General features: G+C 58.6%; 16 protein-coding genes. 10 read left to right on the top strand and 6 right to left on the bottom strand.

Features of this window, described 5'->3' with window-relative positions:
• The first annotated feature begins 214 nt into the window (after positions 1 to 214).
• A complete protein-coding gene (icd, locus tag ACYZTZ_RS17535) occupies positions 215 to 1,471 on the top strand; it encodes an NADP-dependent isocitrate dehydrogenase (RefSeq protein WP_010458895.1) in 1,257 nt (418 codons plus the stop codon).
• A gap of 75 nt (positions 1,472 to 1,546) precedes the next feature.
• Here the strand turns inward: icd and ACYZTZ_RS17530 are convergent, their stop codons facing one another.
• Positions 1,547 to 1,828, bottom strand: coding sequence for a cold shock domain-containing protein (locus tag ACYZTZ_RS17530; protein ID WP_461999166.1), 282 nt, complete (start codon positions 1,826 to 1,828; stop codon positions 1,547 to 1,549).
• A 225-nt stretch (positions 1,829 to 2,053) separates the two neighbouring features.
• Between ACYZTZ_RS17530 and clpS the strand changes: the two genes are divergently transcribed.
• Both clpS and clpA read left to right on the top strand, forming a co-directional pair.
• Positions 2,054 to 2,416, top strand: coding sequence for an ATP-dependent Clp protease adapter ClpS (gene clpS, locus ACYZTZ_RS17525; protein ID WP_046032480.1), 363 nt, complete (start codon positions 2,054 to 2,056; stop codon positions 2,414 to 2,416).
• A 30-nt stretch (positions 2,417 to 2,446) separates the two neighbouring features.
• On the top strand, positions 2,447 to 4,717 hold the full coding sequence (gene clpA / locus ACYZTZ_RS17520; protein WP_033057050.1) for an ATP-dependent Clp protease ATP-binding subunit ClpA: 2,271 nt from the start codon (positions 2,447 to 2,449) through the stop codon (positions 4,715 to 4,717).
• A gap of 858 nt (positions 4,718 to 5,575) precedes the next feature.
• Here clpA and infA read toward each other — a convergent pair.
• From infA to trxB, 4 genes are all read right to left on the bottom strand, one after another.
• Positions 5,576 to 5,794: a translation initiation factor IF-1 gene (gene infA / locus ACYZTZ_RS17515; protein WP_002553999.1), complete on the bottom strand. Its 219-nt coding sequence runs from the start codon at positions 5,792 to 5,794 to the stop codon at positions 5,576 to 5,578.
• Between the two features lie 111 nt (positions 5,795 to 5,905).
• A complete protein-coding gene (locus ACYZTZ_RS17510; protein WP_046049404.1) occupies positions 5,906 to 6,613 on the bottom strand; it encodes an arginyltransferase in 708 nt (235 codons plus the stop codon).
• A gap of 57 nt (positions 6,614 to 6,670) precedes the next feature.
• Complete coding sequence (aat, locus tag ACYZTZ_RS17505; protein WP_056743911.1) at positions 6,671 to 7,351, bottom strand: leucyl/phenylalanyl-tRNA--protein transferase; 681 nt, start codon at positions 7,349 to 7,351, stop codon at positions 6,671 to 6,673.
• 64 nt (positions 7,352 to 7,415) lie between these two features.
• Positions 7,416 to 8,375: a thioredoxin-disulfide reductase gene (trxB, locus tag ACYZTZ_RS17500; protein WP_461999165.1), complete on the bottom strand. Its 960-nt coding sequence runs from the start codon at positions 8,373 to 8,375 to the stop codon at positions 7,416 to 7,418.
• A gap of 38 nt (positions 8,376 to 8,413) precedes the next feature.
• Here trxB and ACYZTZ_RS17495 point away from each other — a divergent pair, with 38 nt between their 5' ends.
• From ACYZTZ_RS17495 to cysG, 7 genes are all read left to right on the top strand, one after another.
• Positions 8,414 to 8,686: a hypothetical protein gene (locus ACYZTZ_RS17495; protein ID WP_461999164.1), complete on the top strand. Its 273-nt coding sequence runs from the start codon at positions 8,414 to 8,416 to the stop codon at positions 8,684 to 8,686.
• A complete protein-coding gene (locus tag ACYZTZ_RS17490; protein WP_080932652.1) occupies positions 8,683 to 11,085 on the top strand; it encodes a DNA translocase FtsK in 2,403 nt (800 codons plus the stop codon). Before ACYZTZ_RS17495 ends, ACYZTZ_RS17490 begins: the two co-directional genes overlap by 4 nt.
• A gap of 65 nt (positions 11,086 to 11,150) precedes the next feature.
• Positions 11,151 to 11,774, top strand: coding sequence for an outer membrane lipoprotein periplasmic chaperone LolA (gene lolA / locus ACYZTZ_RS17485; protein WP_046049408.1), 624 nt, complete (start codon positions 11,151 to 11,153; stop codon positions 11,772 to 11,774).
• 143 nt (positions 11,775 to 11,917) lie between these two features.
• Complete coding sequence (locus tag ACYZTZ_RS17480; protein ID WP_461999163.1) at positions 11,918 to 13,240, top strand: replication-associated recombination protein A; 1,323 nt, start codon at positions 11,918 to 11,920, stop codon at positions 13,238 to 13,240.
• Positions 13,240 to 13,614 (top strand): fluoride efflux transporter CrcB, encoded by a 375-nt coding sequence (gene crcB / locus ACYZTZ_RS17475; protein ID WP_461999162.1) that lies wholly within the window; start codon positions 13,240 to 13,242, stop codon positions 13,612 to 13,614. The genes ACYZTZ_RS17480 and crcB overlap by 1 nt, the downstream gene beginning before the upstream one ends.
• Before the next feature lie 15 nt (positions 13,615 to 13,629).
• A complete protein-coding gene (gene serS, locus ACYZTZ_RS17470) occupies positions 13,630 to 14,910 on the top strand; it encodes a serine--tRNA ligase (RefSeq protein ID WP_461999161.1) in 1,281 nt (426 codons plus the stop codon).
• Positions 14,911 to 16,305: a siroheme synthase CysG gene (cysG, locus tag ACYZTZ_RS17465; protein ID WP_461999160.1), complete on the top strand. Its 1,395-nt coding sequence runs from the start codon at positions 14,911 to 14,913 to the stop codon at positions 16,303 to 16,305.
• A 128-nt stretch (positions 16,306 to 16,433) separates the two neighbouring features.
• Here cysG and ACYZTZ_RS17460 read toward each other — a convergent pair whose 3' ends face one another.
• Positions 16,434 to 17,441: a glutathione S-transferase family protein gene (locus ACYZTZ_RS17460; protein WP_461999159.1), complete on the bottom strand. Its 1,008-nt coding sequence runs from the start codon at positions 17,439 to 17,441 to the stop codon at positions 16,434 to 16,436.
• Between the last annotated feature and the right edge of the window lie 13 nt (positions 17,442 to 17,454).

Genomic DNA, 17,454 nt, shown 5'->3' with positions numbered 1-17,454 from the left:
ATTGTCGTCCATTGGTCTAAAGGTCGCAGGGGCGAGTGGGGCGTAGAGTCTTGCACCGTGCTTGAGTTTGGCGCTTTTCCCTTTGCTTTCAGGCTTGTAGGTCGCGAACTGTGCAGCTTTGCGGCAGATGGTTGGAACAGAGGGTTTGCGTGCCGATTTAACTGGGGTACGCTCGAACGAAGCCAGATGTTCAATCCAAACAATGGAGTTCAGCATGGGATACAAGAAGATTCAGGTTCCAGCAGTCGGCGACAAAATCACCGTCAACGCGGACCATTCTCTCAATGTTCCTAACAACCCGATCATCCCCTTCATCGAAGGTGATGGTATTGGCGTTGATATCAGCCCGGTCATGATCAAGGTTGTCGATGCTGCTGTTAAGAAGGCTTACGGCGGCGAGCGCAAAATTTCCTGGATGGAAGTCTACGCCGGGGAGAAAGCGACTCAGGTTTACGATCAGGACACCTGGCTACCTCAGGAAACCCTGGACGCAGTTAAAGATTACGTGGTTTCCATCAAGGGCCCTCTGACCACCCCGGTCGGTGGCGGCATCCGTTCCCTGAACGTGGCCCTGCGTCAGCAACTCGACCTTTATGTCTGCCTGCGCCCTGTGCGTTGGTTCGAAGGCGTGCCTAGCCCGGTCAAGAAGCCAGGCGACGTCGACATGACGATCTTCCGTGAGAACTCGGAAGACATCTACGCCGGTATCGAGTGGAAAGCCGGTTCGCCGGAAGCGACCAAAGTCATCAAGTTCCTTAAAGATGAAATGGGCGTCACCAAGATTCGTTTCGACGAAAACTGCGGTATCGGCATCAAGCCGGTTTCGCTGCAAGGCACCAAGCGTCTGGCGCGAAAAGCGCTGCAGTATGTGGTCGACAACGACCGCGACTCGCTGACCATCGTGCACAAAGGCAACATCATGAAGTTCACCGAAGGTGCCTTCAAGGAATGGGCCTACGAAGTGGCGGCTGAAGAGTTCGGCGCGACCCTGCTCGATGGCGGTCCGTGGATGCAGTTCAAAAACCCGAAAACCGGCAAGAACGTTATCGTCAAAGACGCCATCGCCGACGCCATGCTCCAGCAGATCCTGCTGCGCCCGGCCGAATACGATGTGATCGCGACCCTGAACCTGAACGGCGACTACCTCTCCGACGCCCTGGCGGCGGAAGTGGGCGGTATCGGTATCGCACCGGGTGCCAACCTGTCTGACACCATTGCGATGTTCGAAGCGACCCACGGTACTGCGCCGAAGTACGCTGGCAAGGACCAGGTCAACCCGGGTTCCCTGATCCTGTCCGCAGAGATGATGCTGCGTCACATGGGCTGGACCGAAGCCGCTGATCTGATCATCAAGGGCACCAACGGCGCGATTTCGGCCAAGACAGTGACCTATGACTTCCACCGTCTGATGGAAGGCGCGAAGCTGCTGTCTTCGTCTGCGTTTGGTGATGCGCTCATCTCGCATATGTAAGCCGCATATGTAAGCGAATCAGCATTAAAAAAACCGCCTTCGGGCGGTTTTTTTATGACTGGATGACGGGTTGCGTCAGCTCGACACCGTTTCTTGCTGGGTGGCAGGTACGGTCTGCTCGTTCTCGGTCGTTGCGGGCGTAATCTTCACTGCATGCAACCCTTTGGGTCCCTGGACGATTTCGAAATTTACAGCTTGCCCGGCCTTGAGAGTCTTGTACCCGCCCATATCAATGGCCGAATAGTGGGCAAAGAAATCGATTTCCTTGCCATCCTCGTCACGGCCTTCTCTGGCATCGGTGTTAATGAAACCGAACCCCTTGGCATTGTTGAACCATTTCACCTTACCGACTGACATACCCATATCCCTCTGCAACAGACTCCATCACTGGAGTATCATCCAGTTCATCCGCAGTCATTTCCTGGAAATAAGATTGACTCCGCGGACCTTTTTTACCCACTGTGGGCTCTATTGGTTGTAACACCGATTTCCCGATAGTCAAGGTGACCGGGCAGTCGGAGTTGAAATCGTCCATAGCCGCCCCCACCACTGTATTTGCACAACTGACGAACCTTTCTTTCCATGCATGCAATCAGCCAGATTCGACTAACATTCAATCAGGATCGCCCTGATTCACACGACGACGATTCCGCAGGCATTGCTGTTCAGGAGGCAAAGCCTGCTTTACAGGCGCCGCCGATGTACAAGGTGGTTTTGTTCAATGATGACTACACACCGATGGATTTCGTCGTCGAAGTGCTCGAGGTGTTTTTTAACCTGAATCGCGAGCTGGCGACCAAGGTCATGCTGGCCGTCCACACAGAAGGACGGGCAGTATGTGGAGTGTTTACCCGCGACATCGCCGAGACTAAGGCCATGCAGGTCAACCAGTACGCCAGGGAAAGCCAGCATCCGCTACTCTGTGAAATCGAGAAGGACGGTTAATCGCCGACCACTTGGGTATGAGGTGAAGCTATGTTAAACCGCGAGCTCGAAGTCACCCTCAATCTTGCCTTCAAGGAGGCCCGTTCGAAGCGTCATGAGTTCATGACCGTCGAACACCTCCTGCTGGCCCTATTGGACAATGAGGCTGCCGCCACCGTTTTGCGTGCCTGCGGCGCAAACCTCGACAAACTCAAGCACGATCTGCAGGAGTTCATCGACTCCACCACGCCATTGATCCCCGTTCATGACGAGGATCGTGAGACCCAGCCAACCCTGGGCTTCCAGCGTGTTCTGCAACGTGCTGTCTTTCACGTACAGAGCTCGGGCAAACGCGAAGTGACTGGCGCCAACGTACTGGTCGCGATCTTCAGTGAGCAAGAGAGTCAGGCAGTGTTCCTGCTGAAACAGCAGAGCGTTGCGCGCATCGATGTCGTCAACTACATCGCACACGGCATTTCCAAAGTGCCGGGGCATGGCGATCACTCTGAAGGTGAACAAGATATGCAGGACGACGAGGGCGGTGAGTCTTCTTCTTCAGGCAATCCTCTGGATGCTTATGCCAGCAACCTCAACGAACTCGCGCGCCAGGGTCGAATCGATCCATTGGTAGGCCGTGAGCTGGAAGTCGAGCGCGTTGCGCAGATCCTGGCGCGTCGTCGCAAAAACAATCCGTTGCTGGTGGGCGAGGCGGGCGTGGGTAAAACCGCGATTGCCGAAGGCCTGGCCAAACGCATTGTCGACAACCAGGTGCCGGACCTGCTGGCCAACAGCGTGGTGTATTCCCTCGATCTGGGGGCCTTGCTGGCCGGGACCAAATACCGCGGCGATTTCGAGAAGCGCTTCAAGGCGTTGCTCAATGAGCTGAAAAAACGTCCGCAGGCGATCCTGTTCATCGACGAAATCCACACCATCATTGGTGCGGGTGCCGCGTCCGGTGGCGTCATGGATGCCTCGAACCTGCTCAAGCCGCTGCTGTCGTCGGGTGATATCCGTTGCATCGGTTCGACCACGTTCCAGGAATTCCGCGGGATCTTCGAGAAGGACCGTGCTTTGGCCCGGCGCTTCCAGAAGGTCGACGTGTCGGAGCCTTCGGTGGAAGACACCATTGGCATCCTGCGCGGCCTGAAAGGTCGTTTCGAAGCGCACCACAACATCGAATACAGCGATGAAGCGTTGCGTGCGGCGGCCGAACTGGCCTCGCGCTACATCAATGACCGGCACATGCCGGACAAAGCCATCGACGTCATCGACGAGGCGGGCGCCTACCAGCGTCTGCAGCCAATCGAGAAGCGCGTTAAGCGCATCGAAGTGCCTCAAGTCGAGGACATCGTCGCGAAAATCGCGCGGATTCCGCCTAAGCACGTCACCAGTTCCGACAAAGAGCTGCTGCGTAACCTTGAGCGTGACCTGAAACTGACGGTATTTGGCCAGGATGCCGCAATCGACTCACTGTCGACTGCGATCAAACTGTCCCGTGCCGGCCTCAAGTCGCCTGACAAGCCAGTCGGTTCGTTCCTGTTCGCAGGGCCTACCGGTGTCGGTAAAACCGAAGCGGCGCGTCAGCTGGCCAAGGCGTTGGGCATCGAACTGGTTCGCTTCGACATGTCCGAGTATATGGAGCGCCACACCGTATCGCGTCTGATCGGTGCGCCTCCAGGCTATGTCGGGTTCGATCAGGGCGGTCTGCTGACCGAAGCCATCACCAAGCAGCCTCACTGCGTGCTGTTGCTCGATGAAATCGAGAAGGCGCATCCGGAAGTCTTCAACCTGCTGCTGCAGGTGATGGACCACGGTACGCTGACCGATAACAACGGGCGCAAGGCGGACTTCCGTAACGTGATCGTCATCATGACGACCAACGCCGGTGCCGAAACGGCAGCTCGCGCTTCGATCGGTTTCACCCATCAGGACCACTCGTCCGATGCGATGGAAGTGATCAAGAAGAGCTTCACGCCAGAGTTCCGCAACCGTCTGGACACCATTATCCAGTTTGGTCGCCTCAGCCATGAGGTCATCAAAAGCGTGGTGGACAAGTTCCTTACCGAGCTTCAGGCGCAGCTGGAAGACAAGCGCGTGCAGCTGGAAGTGACGGACGCAGCGCGCGGCTGGCTGGCAGTGGGTGGCTACGACACGGCAATGGGTGCTCGACCAATGGCGCGTTTGATTCAGGACAAGATCAAGCGTCCGCTGGCGGAAGAGATCCTGTTTGGCGAACTGGCCGACCATGGTGGTGTGGTTCACATCGATCTCAAGGACGGCGAGCTGACCTTCGACTTCGAGACCACGGCTGAAATGGCCTGACGGCGGTAACGCGAAAAGGCGCCTTCGGGCGCCTTTTTGTTGTCTATTAGATTTGGTGTATATCCGTTGCTGCGGTAACGGCTGCTTAGGGTTTCGCCCTTACGGCGACTCACTTTTTTGACAAACGCCTCAAAAAAGTAAGCAAAAAAACGCTCGCCCCAAGCGTCCGGCCCCTCGCTTGGGCTCGGCGTTCCTTCGCTCCGGTATTCATCTGGGGGCATCGCCTCCGGTTGGCTTCGCTTCAACCTCCTCTCGATGTGTGCGGCTTCGCCGCACGGCGCTACGCGCCTATCCCCCAGATGAATACCTCCACTCAGCCTCCCGAAGGGGCGGGTGAATCAAGATCAAGAGCGGCAGGCGAGCTAACGCTCGGCCTGTTGAGTGGTGAGGGGGGGGTACACCCATCCCCTGTAGGAGCTGTCGAGTGAAACGAGGCTGCGATCTTTTGATCTGGCTGCGGCTGTGGCTTTTGAAGTTGATTTTGATCTCTCGCCCCTTCGGCAGGCCGAGCGGAGGTGTTCATCAGGGGGTTAGGCGCGTAGCGCCGTGCGGCGAAGCCGCACACATCGAGAGGAGGTCGTCGCGAAGCAGACCGTAGGCGATGCCCCCTGATGGACACCGTAGCGAGGGAACACTGAGCTTTAGCGAAGTGCCGTACGCCGGGGCGAAGCGTTTTGCTTACTTTTGGGCGTCTGCAAAAGTGAGTCGCTGTAAGAGCGAAACCATTTTCAGCCGTTACCGCAGCAACGGATATACACCCAAGAACCCAAGAACCCAAGAACCCAAAACCCAAAACCCCACCAAATCGCAGACAAACAAAAACGCCCGGCATAAACCGGGCGTTTTGTATTGACTTGATTAGCGAGCGCGGTAAGTGATGCGCCCTTTGCTCAAGTCATAGGGCGTCAGCTCGACGCGCACTTTGTCACCGGTAAGAATACGGATGTAGTTCTTGCGCATCTTGCCGGAGATATGCGCGGTTACGACGTGCCCATTTTCCAACTCCACACGAAACATGGTGTTGGGCAGGGTGTCGACGACAGTGCCTTCCATTTCGAAGCTGTCTTCTTTCGACATGCAGTAAAGCCCTCGGTGTCCAATGAATGGCCCGGTGCAACTGCGCCAGGCAAAAGCGGCGTGCATTGTGCCCGAAAAATGGGGTTTAAGCCAAGGGGTTTACGGCTTGCTCTAGTTCAGGATGACCCAGCGCTGATTAATCAGCAGTTCGATAGGGCGATATTGAGTCTTGTAGCTCATCTTTTTGCAGTTTTTGATCCAATAGCCCAGATAGACGGCCTCCAGCCCCAGGCGCTGAGCCTCGGCGATTTGCCAGAGAATCGCATAACGCCCCAGGCTACGGCGTTCTTCAGCGGGCTCGTAGAAGGTGTAAACGGCCGACAGACCGTTCGGCAGCAAGTCGGTGACGGCCACCGCCACCAGTCGTCCTTCGAGACGGAATTCGTAGAATCGGGAAAACGGCAGGTCACGTACCAGGAACGTCGCAAACTGATCGCGACTCGGCGGGTACATATCGCCATCGGCGTGACGCTGTTCGATATACCGCTGATAAAGGTCGAAATACTCTTCGCTGAATTGCGGCCTGGAAGGGCGCACCTGCAGGTCGACGTTGCGTTTGAATATGCGTTTCTGCTGGCGGTTGGGCGAAAATTGCGCCACAGGGATGCGCGCCGGTACGCAGGCATTGCAATTCTGGCAATGAGGCCGGTAAAGATGATCGCCGCTACGACGGAAACCCATTTCAGACAGGTCTGCATAGACATGCACATCCATGGGCTGACTAGGGTCGAGGAACAAGGTCGTGGCCTGCTCCTCGGGCAGATAGCTGCAAGAGTGGGGCTGAGTGGCATAGAACTTCAAACGCGCCAACTCGGTCATGATCAACCCTCGGGAATAAGCTTTGAATTAAGTGTAAGCCACTGTCGCAAAAGTCGCTCAGCAAACCCAGGTTGCACGGCTGGGTTGGTCCAGATGCTGCGCAAGGTAGTCGGCAAACTCGCTGCGAGGAATCGCTCGGGCGCCGAGGCTGTGCAGATGGTCGGTAGGCATCTGGCAGTCGATCAGCACGAAGCCTGAGTCTTTCAGATGTCGGACCAGCGTGGCAAAGCCATATTTCGAGGCGTTATCGGCGCGGCTGAACATGGATTCGCCGAAAAACAGCTGACCCATCGCCAGGCCATAGAGCCCGCCGACCAGTTCGCCCTGGTCCCAGACTTCCACCGAGTGGGCGTAGCCGCGCCTGTGCAGCTCGAGGTAGGCGTTCTGCATGGCTTCTGTGATCCAGGTGCCGTCGGCGTAATCCCGAGGCGCGGCGCAGGCGCGGATGACCGCGGCAAAATCCTGATCAAAGGTCACTTGATAGCGTTGCTGACGCAGCAGTTTGTTCAGGCTGCGCGAGACATGCAGTTCGTCGGGAAACAATACGGTGCGTGGATCCGGCGACCACCAGAGAATCGGCTGGCCTTCCGAGAACCACGGAAAACAGCCGTGGCGATAGGCCTGAATCAGACGATCGGCGGACAGATCCCCGCCCGCGGCCAACAGCCCGTTGGGATCGCGCATGGCTTTTTCCAGGGGCGGGAAGGTCAATGTGTTGCGTTGTAACCAAGTCAGCATGGCATCCGGGCTTGCAGAAGGGGAGGGCAGTGGTGGGCGGGTGGGCCCACCGTGAAGTGTGCCGTCAAATGACTGGAATGTCGTCGAGATACTTCTCGGCGTCCAGCGCGGCCATGCAGCCGGCCCCGGCAGACGTCACGGCCTGGCGGTAAACGTGATCGGCTACGTCGCCGGCGGCAAACACGCCGGGGATTTCGGTGCTGGTAGCGTCGCCTTCGCTGCCGCCCTTGACCAGCAGATAGCCGTCACGCATTTTCAGCTGACCCTCGAACAGGTCGGTGTTGGGTTTGTGGCCGATGGCGATGAACACGCCGGTCAGCGGCAATTCACTGGTTTCGTCAGTGTGGCTGTCCCGCAGGCGGGCGCCGGTCACACCGCTGGCATCGCCCAGCACTTCATCCAGATTCTGGTTCCAGTGCAGGCGGATATTGCCTTTGGCGGCTTTTTCGAAGAGCTTGTCCTGAAGAATTTTCTCCGAGCGCAACTTGTCGCGCCGGTGAATCAGGTGAACTTCCTTGGCAATGTTTGACAGGTACAACGCTTCTTCAACTGCTGTGTTGCCGCCGCCCACGACCGCGACCACCTGATTGCGGTAGAAGAAACCGTCGCACGTCGCGCAGGCCGACACTCCTTTGCCGGCAAATGTCTCTTCCGATGGCAGCCCCAGGTATTGCGCCGAGGCGCCGGTGGCGATGATCAGCGCATCACAGGTGTAAGTGCCGCTGTCGCCGATGAGTTCGAACGGGCGCTGTTGCAACTTGGCAGTGTGGATGTGGTCGTAGACGATCTCTGTGTGAAAACGCTCGGCGTGTTTTTGCATGCGTTCCATCAGTACCGGGCCGGTGAGGCCTTCGACATCACCGGGCCAGTTGTCGACTTCGACGGTGGTGGTGAGCTGGCCACCTGCCTGTATGCCGGTGATGACAACGGGATTGAGGTTGGCGCGGGCGGCATAAACGGCTGCGCTGTAACCGGCAGGGCCGGAACCCAGAATGATCAGGCGGGAATGCTTCGCTTCGCTCATAAAAACACCTCATAAGCCTTTGTCACAAAAGAGAATGCATGCTCAAATTGAACCGCGCGTTATGTGCTGTTGGCTATGCTACACCTTGGGTTTCAAGCATGGCATCGGACGAACAAACCCGTACAATGCCTGCCTGTTACAGTGCTTGTAATAAAATAAGCGCTGCGCGCCGTGTTTATAAAAACCGGAGCGTAGTGTTAAAAGTAGTCCCAGTTACACCTGTTATCTTTTTTACCTGCCTGGATTGGGCAGTTTTTTATAGTCAATCAACAGATGGACGCGCCACAGGCGCAGGAAAAGAAGCGTTTTGAAGAAATCCACCGCAGCACCAAAAACAGTCGTTCCGCTCTGGCGCCAGCAATTGCACTACCGGCTCAAGGAAGGTGCATTGATCGCCATCGGCGGCTTGTGCCTGTTCCTGATGATGGCCTTGTTGACCTACGGCAAGGACGATCCAGGCTGGAGCCATAACAGCAAGATCGACGATGTGCAGAACTTCGGCGGACCGGTCGGCTCCTACAGCGCCGATATCCTGTTCATGGTGTTGGGTTACTTCGCCTACATCTTCCCGCTGTTGCTGGCGATCAAGGCATATCAAATCTTCCGTCAACGCCACGAGCAGTGGGAGTGGAGCGGCTGGCTGTTCTCCTGGCGCCTGATCGGCCTGGTGTTTCTGGTGCTGTCGGGCGCGGCCCTGGCCCATATCCATTTCCACGCCGCGACCGGTCTGCCGGCCGGCGCTGGCGGCGCGCTAGGTGAAAGCCTTGGCGATCTGGCCAGGAACGCCCTGAACATCCAGGGCAGTACGCTGGTGTTCATCGCGTTGTTCCTGTTTGGCCTGACGGTGTTCACCGACCTGTCGTGGTTCAAAGTGATGGACCTCACCGGCAAGATCACCCTCGACCTGTTCGAATTGTTCCAGGGCGCGGCCAATCGATGGTGGGCGGCCCGTGTCGAGCGCAAACAATTGGTTGCGCAGTTGCGTGAAGTCGACGATCGCGTCCATGACGTGGTGGCGCCGACCGTCACCGACAAGCGCGAGCAAGCCAAGGTCAAGGAGCGCCTGATCGAACGTGAGCAGGCGCTGAGCAAACACATGTCGGACCGCGAGAAGCAGGTGCCGCCGGTGATTGCCCCTGCGCCGCCCAAGCCAGCGGCGCCCAGCAAGCGCGTGGAAAAAGAGAAGCAGGCGCCGTTGTTCGTCGACAGCGCCGTCGAAGGCACCTTGCCGCCGATCTCGATTCTCGACCCGGCAGAAAAGAAACAACTCAACTACTCGCCTGAATCCCTGGCGGCGGTTGGCCACTTGCTGGAAATCAAGCTCAAGGAATTCGGCGTCGAAGTCTCGGTGGATTCGATTCACCCGGGCCCGGTGATTACCCGTTACGAAATCCAGCCGGCGGCCGGCGTCAAGGTCAGCCGCATCTCCAATCTGGCGAAAGACCTGGCACGCTCCCTGGCCGTGACCAGCGTGCGCGTGGTGGAAGTGATTCCGGGCAAGACCACCGTCGGTATCGAGATTCCTAACGAAGACCGCCAGATCGTGCGTTTCTCCGAAGTGCTGTCGACCCCCGAGTACGACAACTTCAAGTCGCCGGTTACCTTGGCCCTGGGCCACGACATTGGTGGCAAGCCGGTCATCACCGACCTGGCGAAAATGCCTCACTTGCTGGTAGCCGGTACGACCGGTTCCGGTAAATCGGTGGGCGTGAACGCGATGATCCTGTCGATCCTGTTCAAGTCCGGCCCGGAAGACGCCAAACTGATCATGATCGACCCGAAAATGCTTGAGCTGTCGATCTACGAAGGCATTCCGCACCTGTTGTGCCCGGTCGTGACCGACATGAAGGACGCCGCCAACGCCCTGCGCTGGAGCGTGGCGGAGATGGAGCGTCGCTACAAACTGATGGCGAAAATGGGCGTGCGTAACCTGTCGGGCTTCAATGCCAAGGTCAAGGAAGCCCAGGACGCCGGTACGCCGTTGACCGATCCGTTGTACAAGCGCGAAAGCATTCACGATGAAGCGCCGCTGCTGACCAAGCTGCCGACGATTGTCGTGGTGGTGGACGAATTCGCCGACATGATGATGATCGTTGGCAAGAAGGTTGAAGAACTGATCGCCCGTATCGCTCAGAAGGCGCGTGCGGCCGGTATCCACTTGATCCTCGCGACCCAGCGTCCGTCGGTTGATGTAATCACTGGTCTGATCAAGGCCAACATTCCGACCCGTATGGCGTTCCAGGTGTCGAGCAAGATCGACTCCCGGACCATCATCGACCAGGGCGGTGCCGAACAACTGCTGGGCCACGGTGACATGCTTTACATGCCGCCGGGCACCAGTCTGCCGATTCGTGTCCACGGCGCCTTTGTGTCCGATGACGAGGTTCACCGGGTGGTCGAAGCCTGGAAACTGCGCGGCGCACCGGAATACAACGACGAGATTCTCGCCGGTGTCGAAGAGCCGGGTAGCGGCTTTGAAGGCGGCAGCGGTGGCGACGACGACAGTGAATCCGACGCGCTCTACGACGAAGCGGTGCAGTTCGTACTGGAAAGCCGTCGAGCGTCCATCTCTGCGGTTCAGCGCAAGCTGAAAATCGGCTACAACCGCGCCGCGCGCATGATCGAAGCCATGGAGATGGCGGGGGTCGTGACGTCCATGAACACCAACGGTTCGCGTGAGGTCCTGGCTCCGGGCCCGGTACGCGACTGAATTGATTGAAACGCGGTGGCGTAATGACGCGCCATCGCACCCCCACGAATGTTATGAGGACTCCCATGCGTCTTATCCGCATGCTGTTGCTGCCGGTTTTGGCTTTGACCACGCTCTCGGCCCACGCCGATGACAAGGACGTGGCACGTCTGACCCAACTGCTGGAAAAATCCCAGACCCTGACCGCGCGTTTCTCCCAGCTGACCCTCGACGGCAGCGGCACCCAATTGCAGGAAACCGCGGGTGAAATGTCCTTGCAGCGTCCTGGATTGTTTTACTGGCACACCAACGCGCCGGCCGAACAAACGATGGTTTCCGACGGCAAGAAGGTGACGTTGTGGGATCCGGACCTGGAGCAGGCCACCATCAAGAACCTCGATCAGCGCCTGACCCAGACCCCGGCGTTGCTGCTGTCCGGTGACGTGTCCAAGATCAGCCAGAGCTTCGACATCAGCGCCAAGGAAGCCGGTGGCGTGATCGACTTCACCTTGAAGCCGAAAACCAAGGACACCCTGTTCGACAGCCTGCGTCTGTCGTTCCGCAATGGCCTGGTCAATGACATGCAGATGATCGACAGCGTCGGTCAGCGCACCAACATCCTGTTCACTGGCGTGAAAGCCAACGAACCGATCCCGGCGTCCAAGTTCAAGTTCGTCATCCCGAAGGGTGCCGACGTGATCCAGGAGTAAAACGCAAAACCTGTAGGAGTGAGCCTGCTCGCGATAGCGTTGGGTCAGTCAACAATGATGTTGAATGTAACGCAGCCATCGCGAGCAGGCTCACTCCTACAGGGGGCCTGCAGTGTTCAAGTAGTGAGGTTTCATAAGTAGTGATGGACCTGTTTCGCAGTGCCCCGATCGCTCAACCTTTGGCAGCACGCCTGCGTGCCGCCAATCTGGACGAGTACGTCGGTCAGGAACACGTGCTCGCTCGCGGCAAGCCTTTGCGCGAAGCGCTGGAGCAGGGTGCCCTGCACTCGATGATTTTCTGGGGCCCGCCGGGTGTGGGGAAAACCACACTGGCGCGGCTACTGGCGGAAGTCTCGGATGCGCACTTCGAAACGGTTTCGGCGGTACTGGCCGGCGTGAAGGAAATCCGTCAGGCGGTGGAAATCGCCAAGCAGCAGGCCGGGCAGTACGGTAGACGGACCATCCTGTTCGTCGATGAAGTGCATCGCTTCAACAAGTCTCAGCAGGATGCGTTCCTGCCATACGTCGAAGACGGCACGCTGATTTTCATCGGCGCAACCACTGAAAATCCCTCGTTTGAACTCAACAACGCTTTGCTCTCCCGGGCGCGCGTCTACGTGCTCAAAAGCCTCGATGAAGCGGCCCTGCGCAAGTTGGTGCATCGCGCGCTGACTGAAGAGCGTGGCTTGGGCAAACGGCAACTGACCCTCAGCGATGAAGGCTTCCAGATGCTGCTGTCGGCCGCCGATGGCGATGGCCGGCGTCTGCTCAACCTGCTGGAAAACGCCTCGGACCTGGCTGAAGACAACAGCGAGATCGGCGTCGACCTGCTGCAAAGCCTGCTCGGTGATACCCGTCGGCGTTTCGACAAGGGCGGCGAAGCGTTTTACGACCAGATCTCTGCGCTGCATAAATCCGTGCGCGGCTCCAATCCTGATGGCGCGTTGTATTGGTTCGCGCGGATGATCGACGGCGGTTGCGATCCGTTGTACCTGGCCCGGCGCGTGGTGCGTATGGCCAGCGAAGACATCGGCAACGCCGACCCGCGCGCCTTGAGCCTGTGCCTGGCTGCCTGGGAAGTGCAAGAGCGCCTCGGCAGCCCGGAAGGCGAATTGGCGGTGGCTCAGGCCATTACCTATCTGGCCTGCGCGCCGAAAAGCAACGCGGTGTACATGGGTTTCAAAGCAGCCATGCGTAGCGCCACCGAACACGGTTCGCTGGAAGTGCCGCTGCACCTGCGCAACGCGCCGACCAAATTGATGAAGCAATTGGGTTATGGCGACGAATACCGTTACGCCCATGATGAGCCGGACGCTTATGCCGCTGGCGAAGACTATTTCCCGGAAGAACTTGAGCCACAACCGTTCTATCAGCCGGTGCCGCGTGGCCTGGAGCTGAAGATCGGCGAGAAGCTCAATCACCTTGCGCAACTTGACCGTCTCAGTCCCCGGCAGCGGAGAAAATAGTGATCCCTTTGATCGTTGCCGTTTCTGTGGGCGGTGTCGCCGGAACGCTTTTGCGCTTTGCTACGGGTAACTGGATCAACGCTAATTGGCCGCGGCACTTCTATACCGCGACGCTGGCCGTTAATATCGTCGGCTGTTTGCTGATCGGCGTTCTATACGGTCTGTTTTTAGTACGCCCGGAGGTGCCGATTGAGGTGCGCGCCGGGTTGATGGTTGGCTTCCTCGGGGGGCTGACGACTTTTTCATCTTTTTCACTGGATACGGTGCGTCTGCTGGAAACCGGGCAAATGCCGCTGGCTATTGTCTATGCTGCCATCAGCGTATTCGGTGGGCTGCTCGCTACCTGGGCTGGCCTGTCCTTGACCAAACTTTGATAACGAGAGACCGACATGCTCGATTCCAAACTGTTACGTAGCAACCTTCAGGACGTAGCGGACCGCCTGGCATCCCGTGGCTACACGCTGGATGTTGCGCGCATCGAAGCGCTGGAAGAACAGCGCAAGACCGTCCAGACCCGCACCGAAGCACTGCAGGCAGACCGTAATGCGCGCTCCAAATCCATCGGCCAGGCCAAGCAGCGCGGCGAAGACATCGCACCGCTGATGGCTGACGTCGAGCGCATGGCGAACGAATTGAGCGCCGGTAAAGTCGAGCTGGACTCGATCCAGAGCGATCTGGATTCGATCCTGCTCGGCATCCCGAACCTGCCGCACGAATCCGTGCCGATCGGTGTCGACGAAGACGGCAACGTCGAAGTGCGCCGCTGGGGCACCCCGACCGCGTTCGATTTCCCGATTCAGGACCACGTCGCCCTGGGCGAGAAATTCGGCTGGCTGGACTTCGAAACCGCCGCCAAGCTGTCCGGTGCCCGTTTCGCCCTGTTGCGTGGCCCGATCGCTCGTATGCACCGCGCCTTGGCGCAGTTCATGATCAACCTGCACACCAGCGAACACGGTTACGAAGAGGCCTACACGCCTTATCTGGTTCAAGCACCGGCGCTGCAAGGCACGGGTCAGTTGCCTAAGTTCGAAGAAGACCTGTTCAAGATCACTCGCGAAGGCGAAGCCGATCTGTACCTGATTCCGACCGCCGAAGTGTCGCTGACCAACATCGTCGCTGGCGAAATCGTCGATTCGAAACTGCTGCCGATCAAGTTCGTCGCCCACACGCCGTGCTTCCGTAGTGAAGCCGGTGCCTCGGGTCGTGATACCCGCGGCATGATCCGGCAGCACCAGTTCGACAAGGTTGAAATGGTCCAGATCGTTGAGCCGTCGACCTCGATGGACGCGCTGGAAGGCCTGACGGCCAACGCCGAAAAAGTCCTGCAATTGCTCGAGCTGCCTTATCGCACCATTGCGCTGTGCACCGGCGACATGGGCTTCAGCGCGGTCAAGACTTACGACCTGGAAGTGTGGATCCCGAGCCAGGACAAGTATCGTGAGATTTCGTCGTGCTCCAACTGCGGCGACTTCCAGGCCCGTCGCATGCAAGCGCGTTTCCGCAACCCGGAAACCGGCAAGCCTGAACTGGTTCACACCCTGAACGGTTCCGGCCTGGCGGTCGGTCGTACTCTGGTGGCGGTGCTGGAAAACTACCAGCAAGCCGACGGTTCGATCCGTGTGCCGGACGTGCTGAAACCGTACATGGGTGGCCTTGAGGTCATCGGCTAAATGGACTATCTGCCGCTGTTCCATAACCTTCGCGGCAGTCGTGTCTTGGTCGTCGGCGGGGGGGAGATTGCCTTGCGCAAATCCCGCCTGCTGGCCGAAGCCGGTGCGCTGCTGCGGGTGGTCGCACCTGAAATCGAACCGCAACTGCGCGAACTGGTTGCCGGCAGCGGTGGCGAGTGTCTGGTGCGAGGCTACGTTGAAGCAGACCTGGACGGTTGCGGGCTGATCATTGCCGCCACCGACGACGAACCGCTGAACGCACAAGTCTCCGCCGATGCCCATCGGCGTTGTGTGCCGGTCAATGTGGTGGACGCGCCAGCCTTGTGCAGCGTGATCTTCCCGGCGATCGTCGACCGTTCTCCTTTGATCGTAGCGGTCTCCAGCGGCGGCGACGCGCCGGTGCTGGCGCGGTTGATCCGCGCCAAACTGGAAACCTGGATTCCTTCCACTTACGGTCAACTGGCCGGCCTGGCAGCGCGTTTTCGCAGCCAGGTCAAACACCTGTTCCCGGATGTGCAGCAGCGCCGGGCGTTCTGGGAAGATGTGTTCCAGGGCCCGATTGCCGACCGGCAACTGGCCGGGCAGGGCGCCGAAGCCGAGCGCTTGATGCTGGCGAAAATTGCCGGTGATGCACCGGATGCAACGGGCGAAGTCTATTTGGTGGGCGCCGGCCCGGGTGATCCCGACCTGCTGACCTTCCGTGCCTTGCGTCTGATGCAGCAAGCCGATGTGGTGCTGTATGACCGCTTGGTGGCGCCGGCGATTCTGGATTTGTGCCGTCGCGATGCCGAGCGGATTTACGTCGGCAAGCGTCGCGCCGATCACGCTGTGCCACAAGATCAGATCAACCAGCAATTGGTGGATTTGGCCAAGCAAGGCAAGCGGGTCGTGCGGTTGAAGGGCGGTGATCCGTTCATCTTCGGTCGCGGCGGTGAAGAGATCGAAGAACTGGCGGCCCATGGCATCCCGTTCCAGGTGGTGCCGGGTATCACCGCGGCCAGCGGTTGCGCGGCGTATGCCGGGATTCCGCTGACGCATCGCGATTACGCGCAGTCTGTGCGTTTTGTCACCGGGCACTTGAAGGACGGTTCCACCGATTTGCCGTGGGCCGACCTGGTTGCGCCGGCGCAAACCCTGGTGTTTTACATGGGGCTGGTGGGCTTGCCGATTATCTGCGAGCAGTTGATCAAGCATGGTCGCGCAGCGGATACGCCCGCGGCGTTGATCCAGCAGGGCACCACGGTCAATCAGCGGGTGTTTACCGGCACGTTGGCGGATTTGCCAAGTCTGGTGGCGGAGCATGAAGTGCATGCGCCGACGCTGGTGATCGTTGGGGAAGTGGTGCAATTGCGCGAGAAACTGGCGTGGTTCGAGGGCGCTCAGGCGCAAGTTTAGAAACCGAGTCGCTCCCTTCGCGAGCAAGCCCGCTCCCACATTCAACCGTATTCTTCAGTTAGAACTCGGTCAAATGTGGGAGCGGGCTTGCTCGCGAAGGGGTCCTCAAAACCACCCCATACCTCAGATCAGACCTGGGCTTTACGCCAAACCCCTTTCCCGCTCAACCGCTCGCGATCATGTGGCGCCGTGAATTCCTGCGCAGGCCCTTTCGGCACGATCCCGGTCGGATTGATGGTTTTGTGGCTGCCATAGTAGTGATTCTTGATGTGCTCAAAATCCACCGTCTCGGCAATCCCCGGCCACTGATAAATCTCCCGCAGCCAGTTCGACAGGTTCGGATAATCGGCGATCCGCCGCAGGTTGCACTTGAAGTGCCCGTAATACACCGCGTCAAAGCGAATCAACGTGGTGAACAGCCGAACATCAGCTTCGGTCAGGTATTCACCCGTCAGGTAGCGATTGGCGCCCAACAGCTGTTCCAGCCGATCAAGCTCCTCGAACAACCCGTCGAACGCCTCTTCATACGCCTTCTGCGACGTGGCAAACCCTGCGCGGTACACGCCATTGTTCACCGCCGGATAAATCCGTTCGTTCAGCGCGTCGATCTCGCCCCGCAGCGGCGCCGGGTAGAAATCCAGGTCATTACCGGTCAAGTCATCGAAGGCGCCATTGAACATGCGGATGATCTCCGCCGATTCATTGTTGACGATGCGATTTTGCTGTTTGTCCCAGAGCACCGGCACGGTGACGCGGCCGGTGTAGTCGGCGGTATCGGCGGTGTAGCGCTGGTGCATGAAATTGAAGTGATCGAGTTTGTCCCCGGTCGATCCGAGGTTCTGGTCGAAGGTCCAGCCGTTTTCCAGCATCAGCCAACTGACCACCGAGACGTCGATGAGGCTTTCGAGGCCTTTGAGTTTGCGCAGGATCAGCGTGCGGTGAGCCCATGGGCAGGCGAGGGACACGTAGAGGTGATAACGACCGGCTTCGGCCGCAAAGCCACCGACACCGGTCGGGCCAGGCTTGCCGTCGGCGGTCAGCCAGTTACGACGCTGCGCTTGTTCACGCTGGAACGTACCGTCCTTGGCGCTTTCGTACCACTGGTCATGCCAGCGACCTTCAACTAACAAACCCATGTTCAAGACTCCT

Source organism: Pseudomonas sp. LB3P58 (assembly GCF_054897895.1).
Note: the sequence above shows the minus strand (reverse complement) of the source record. Positions and strands in the feature narration are given on the sequence as shown.

Bases quoted from the DNA above. Each gene is read 5' to 3' on its own strand.
- icd (WP_010458895.1), top strand. From the start codon at position 215: ATGGGATACAAGAAGATTCAGGTTCCAGCAGTCGGCGACAAAATCACC.
- ACYZTZ_RS17530 (WP_461999166.1), bottom strand. From the start codon at position 1,828: ATGTCAGTCGGTAAGGTGAAATGGTTCAACAATGCCAAGGGGTTCGGT.
- clpS (WP_046032480.1), top strand. From the start codon at position 2,054: ATGCATGCAATCAGCCAGATTCGACTAACATTCAATCAGGATCGCCCT.
- clpA (WP_033057050.1), top strand. From the start codon at position 2,447: ATGTTAAACCGCGAGCTCGAAGTCACCCTCAATCTTGCCTTCAAGGAG.
- infA (WP_002553999.1), bottom strand. From the start codon at position 5,794: ATGTCGAAAGAAGACAGCTTCGAAATGGAAGGCACTGTCGTCGACACC.
- ACYZTZ_RS17510 (WP_046049404.1), bottom strand. From the start codon at position 6,613: ATGACCGAGTTGGCGCGTTTGAAGTTCTATGCCACTCAGCCCCACTCT.
- aat (WP_056743911.1), bottom strand. From the start codon at position 7,351: ATGCTGACTTGGTTACAACGCAACACATTGACCTTCCCGCCCCTGGAA.
- trxB (WP_461999165.1), bottom strand. From the start codon at position 8,375: ATGAGCGAAGCGAAGCATTCCCGCCTGATCATTCTGGGTTCCGGCCCT.
- ACYZTZ_RS17495 (WP_461999164.1), top strand. From the start codon at position 8,414: ATGCTCAAATTGAACCGCGCGTTATGTGCTGTTGGCTATGCTACACCT.
- lolA (WP_046049408.1), top strand. From the start codon at position 11,151: ATGCGTCTTATCCGCATGCTGTTGCTGCCGGTTTTGGCTTTGACCACG.
- ACYZTZ_RS17480 (WP_461999163.1), top strand. From the start codon at position 11,918: ATGGACCTGTTTCGCAGTGCCCCGATCGCTCAACCTTTGGCAGCACGC.
- serS (WP_461999161.1), top strand. From the start codon at position 13,630: ATGCTCGATTCCAAACTGTTACGTAGCAACCTTCAGGACGTAGCGGAC.
- cysG (WP_461999160.1), top strand. From the start codon at position 14,911: ATGGACTATCTGCCGCTGTTCCATAACCTTCGCGGCAGTCGTGTCTTG.
- ACYZTZ_RS17460 (WP_461999159.1), bottom strand. From the start codon at position 17,441: ATGGGTTTGTTAGTTGAAGGTCGCTGGCATGACCAGTGGTACGAAAGC.